The sequence below is a fragment of the Neisseria sp. P0021.S005 genome (assembly GCF_051956955.1).
This window is the reverse complement of the sequence record NZ_JBQCWY010000374.1, coordinates 1-2,988: the sequence shown is the minus strand read 5'-3', so window position 1 is coordinate 2,988 and position 2,988 is coordinate 1. Positions and strand designations below refer to the sequence as shown.

Here is a 2,988-nt window from a genome sequence, read left to right as displayed (position 1 = left end):
TAAATGCTCATGTCCGATACATCGGTGAATTTACATTAGATGAGCATCAGCCTTATATAGTTAAAAAAGCACATGCAACTAATAATGGCCCAGAACGAAACGTATTTGAATTTTGCTTGCACAAAAAGTCCAAATAACCCCAGTTTACACAAATTTTGAAAATCCCATGACCACCATCTACAACACCCTGACCCGCCAAAAAGAACCCTTCACCCCCATCGACCCTAAAAACGTACGTATGTACGTTTGCGGTATGACCGTTTACGACTACTGTCACTTAGGCCATGCCCGTGTGATGGTTGTGTTTGACATGATTGCCCGTTGGTTGCGCGAGTGCGGTTATCCGCTCACTTATGTGCGCAATATTACCGATATCGACGACAAAATCATCGCCCGCGCTGCTGAAAACGGCGAAACCATCGGCGATCTGACTGCGCGTTTCATTCAGGCTATGCACGAAGATGCCGATGCTTTGGGTGTGTTGCGTCCCGACATCGAGCCGAAGGCAACAGAAAACATTCCGCAAATGATTGCCATGATTGAAACCCTGATTCAAAACGGCAAAGCCTATCCTGCCACAAACGGCGACGTTTACTACGCTGTGCGCGAATTTTCCGCTTACGGTCAATTGTCGGGCAAATCGCTGGACGACCTGCGCGCAGGCGAACGCGTGGAAGTGGATGGTTTCAAACGTGATCCGCTTGATTTTGTGTTGTGGAAAGCGGCCAAAGCAGGCGAGCCGGCATGGGAAAGCCCGTGGGGCAATGGTCGTCCGGGTTGGCACATCGAATGCTCCGCCATGAGTGAAAACCTGTTCGGCGATACTTTTGATATTCACGGTGGCGGTGCGGATTTGCAGTTCCCTCACCACGAAAACGAAATCGCTCAAAGCGTCGGTGCCAGCGGCCATACCTGCGGTCATGACCACGCGCAAACCCATCACGGTCAAAGCATCGCCAGCCACGTCAAATACTGGCTGCACAACGGCTTCATCCGTGTGGACGGCGAAAAAATGTCCAAATCGCTGGGCAACTTCTTCACCATCCGCGAAGTGTTGAAACAATACGACCCTGAAGTCGTGCGTTTCTTTATCCTGCGCGCCCACTACCGCAGCCCGTTGAACTACTCCGACGCGCATTTGGACGACGCAAAAGGCGCGCTGACCCGTCTGTACACCACGTTGAAAAAAACTCCAGCGGCTGAGTTTGATTTATCCGAAAACGCCAACGACTACACCCGCCGCTTCTACGCCGCCATGAACGACGATTTCGGTACGGTCGAAGCGGTTGCCGTGTTGTTTGAGCTGGCAGGCGAGGTGAACAAAACCAATGATGCGCACCTTGCCGGCTGCCTGAAAGCTTTGGGCGGCATCATCGGCCTGTTGCAACGTGATCCGATTGAGTTTCTGCAAGGCGGCGCGGTTTCAGACGGCCTCTCCAACGAAGAAATCGAAGACTTAATCGCCCGCCGCAAACAGGCACGCGCGGATAAAAACTGGGCGGAATCCGACCGTATCCGCGACCTTCTGAACGAACACAAAATCATTCTGGAAGACAACGCCGGCGGTACGACTTGGCGGCGCGGCTAATTTGATTTGATATAAAAAGGTCGTCTGAAAACATTTTCAGACGACCTTTTTATATCTGGTTGAAAACCGTGATGTGTGTACTTAATCTTCTAACAGGTTCTTCTTGATGACCGCAGGATTCCCAGCAGCGACGCAATACGGCGGCACATCTTTAGTTACCACAGCCCCTGCGCCGATAACCGCTCCTTTGCCTACTCGGACACCGCCCATAATAATCGCGCGCCGTCCGATCCAAACATCATCCTCAATCACAATCGGAGACCTTTGCAAAAAAGCCCTTCCCCAACAGCCGAAATCCAAACACAGGTTTTCGGCTGTTTTTGTTTCAAATATCCGCTGACTCTACTCAAATACCCTCTTAATCCTCCTTGAATACCTGATAATCAGGCATCCGGCCGCCTTTTAGGCGACAACAGGCACACTTAGCCTGTTAGCGGCTTTCAATAGGTTCAAACACATCGCCTTCAGATGGCTTTGTGCACTTACTTTGAGCAGACCAAAATAGACTGCCCGGGCATAGCGGAATTTACGGTGCAGCGTACCGAAGCTTTGTTCGACCACATAACGGGTCTTCGACAAATGTCGGTTGCGTTTGGTTTGCGCTTCCGACAGCGGATGTTTGCGGTGGGCTTTGCGCATAATGCCGTCCTGTAGCCGATACTCTTCCAGATGTTGCCGGTTTTCCTCACTGTCATAGCCTTTGTCGGCATAGACGGTCGTACCTTTGGACAGTCCTTCCAGCAAAGGCAACAGGTGTTTGCATTCATGGGCATTGGCGGGGGTAAGGTGCAGTTTTTCGATATAGCCTTCCGCATCGGTACGGGTATGTTGTTTATAACCGAGTTTGTAGAGGCCGTTTTTCTTTATCCAACGGGCATCGCTGTCTTTACTCGGTGTGGTTTGGCCGCTGACTTGTCCTTCCTCGTCGACTTCTATGGACTGGCGCTGTTTGCTGCCAGCAGTCTGAATAATGGTGGCGTCAACGACGGCGGCGGATGCTTTCTCTACTTTTAAGCCTTTTTCAGTCAGTTGGCGGTTAATCAGTTCCAGCAATTCGGACAGGGTATTATCTTGCGCCAGCCAATTGCGGTAGCGGCATAAGGTGCTGTAATCGGGGATGCTTAGTTCGTCAAAACGGCAAAACAGGTTGAAATCAATGTGGGTGATGAGGCTGTGTTCAAGTTCGGGATCGGAGAGGCTGTGCCATTGTCCGAGCAGGACGGCTTTGAACATGGACAACAGGGGATAGGCGGGACGGCCGCGGTGGTCTCGGAGGTAACGGGTTCTTTGACGGTTCAGGTACTGTTCGATCGGTTGCCAATCAATCACTTGATCTAACTTTAGCAATGGGAGGCGGTCGATGTGCTTGGCGATCATGACTTGTGCGGTTTGCCTGAAGA

Annotated in this window: 2 protein-coding genes and 1 pseudogene; 1 reads left to right on the top strand and 2 read right to left on the bottom strand. The window is 51.3% G+C overall.

Going from position 1 to position 2,988, the window contains the following annotated elements; genetic code table 11:
• Positions 1-166: 166 nt before the first annotated feature.
• Positions 167-1,588, top strand: a complete 1,422-nt coding sequence (gene cysS / locus ACTHUE_RS14350) for a cysteine--tRNA ligase (protein ID WP_107792178.1) — start codon at positions 167-169, stop codon at positions 1,586-1,588.
• Positions 1,589-1,669: 81 nt separating this feature from the next.
• On the opposite strand, the pseudogene ACTHUE_RS14345 reads toward cysS, so the two are convergent.
• Positions 1,670-1,849, bottom strand: a pseudogene (locus ACTHUE_RS14345) (DapH/DapD/GlmU-related protein); the annotation flags it as partial.
• 141 nt (positions 1,850-1,990) lie between these two features.
• On the bottom strand, positions 1,991-2,988 hold a 998-nt coding region (locus ACTHUE_RS14340), incomplete at its 5' end, for an IS5 family transposase (RefSeq protein ID WP_440423823.1).